The 1382-nt window shown below is 65.8% G+C and carries 2 protein-coding genes; both read left to right on the forward strand.

Going from position 1 to position 1382, the window contains the following annotated elements; translation table 11 throughout:
* Positions 1 to 474: metal-dependent hydrolase (locus A2J03_RS21605; RefSeq protein WP_197480903.1), on the forward strand; the 474-nt coding region annotated here is incomplete at its 5' end.
* A gap of 26 nt (positions 475 to 500) precedes the next feature.
* Positions 501 to 1382 (forward strand): ferredoxin reductase (locus A2J03_RS21610; protein ID WP_068378106.1); only part of this gene is annotated, 882 nt, incomplete at its 3' end.

Consider the following 1382-nt stretch of genomic DNA (forward strand, 5'->3'; position numbering starts at 1 on the left):
GCGGTGGAACATCTGACGGCGTTTCTCGGTGACTGGGTCCTCAATGCCCGCGCACTCGACGAGGTCGATTTCGATGCCACGATGCTCGATCTGCTGCGTTGGCACGGCGCCGAGGAAGTCGAGCACCGATCCGTCGCGTTCGAGGTGATGCAGTACTTCGATGTTCGCCCGGCTCGGCGACTGCGCACCTATCTCGCGATCGCCCCGACGCTGGTGTGGTTCTGGACCCGCGGGGTGCGGTTTCTGATGGAGCAGGATCCGACGTTGGCGCATCTGCCGCGGCGTAAACGTCGACCGACCTTGCGGGCGTACCGCGATGTCGCACGGCGGGGACTGTTCCCGTCTCCGGCGATGATCGCGGCTGCGTCGCTGCGGTATTTCAAGTCCGGGTACCACCCTGAGCGGGAAGGTTCCACCGAGCAGGCGGTCCAGTATTTGGCGTCGTCACCGGCCGCCCGCGCCGCCGCCCGATGAGGGGCCTGCGGCGTAGGTGGGCGCTCGTGACCGAGACCGTCGAGTCTTTTCGGCAGGGGAGGACGATCCCGCCGGATCTGTACGGGCGGGCGATACCCGATCAGACGGTCTCGTTGGTCACCGACGCGTTGGACAAATGGTTCGCCCTCCTCGACCGCAGCCAAAGAAACAACACCGATGGCAATGGCAGTAGGTGTGTGGCGGTTCCGGTTGCGCGGACGCTGGATTTGACCGTGTCCCGGCGGGAAGTGCTCTGTGTCGACGAGCAGGTCGTGCGTCTGACGTTCACCTCACCACAGGGCACAGACCTCCCGGCGTGGGCACCCGGAATGCACCTCGATGTCCACCTTCCGTCCGGGCGACGGCGACAGTATTCGCTGTGCGGTGACCCCGCCGACCGTTCCGACTACACCGTCGCGGTACGCCTGATTCCCGACGGTGGCGGCGGATCACAGGAGATGCACCGACTCGAGGTCGGCACCGAAGTGCGAGTGCGGGGACCACGCAACGGATTTCCGTTCGTTCCCCGTGGACAGGCGTTGTTCATCGCCGGTGGTATCGGGATCACGGCTATCCTGCCGATGGTGCGCGCCGCACAGTGTGCCGGGATGGACTGGCAACTGCTGTACTGCGGACGCAGTCGAGAATCGATGCCGTTCGTCGACGAGATCGAAGGGTGGGGGAGCCCGCGCGTTCGGATCCGCACCGACGACGTCGACGGTCATCCCACCCCTGCGGACCTCCTTGCCCAGGTCACCGGTGGAGCGGTGTACTGCTGCGGGCCACCGCCGATGATCTCGGCCGTGCGCACCACGGTCGACGCGACCGCAGCCACCCACCTGTACTTCGAACGGTTCTCTCCACCACCCGTCACCGGCGGCGTCGAATTCGAAGTCCAACTCGTCGAC

Source organism: Rhodococcus sp. EPR-157, from assembly GCF_001647195.1.
Classification (GTDB): Bacteria; Actinomycetota; Actinomycetes; order Mycobacteriales; family Mycobacteriaceae; genus Rhodococcoides.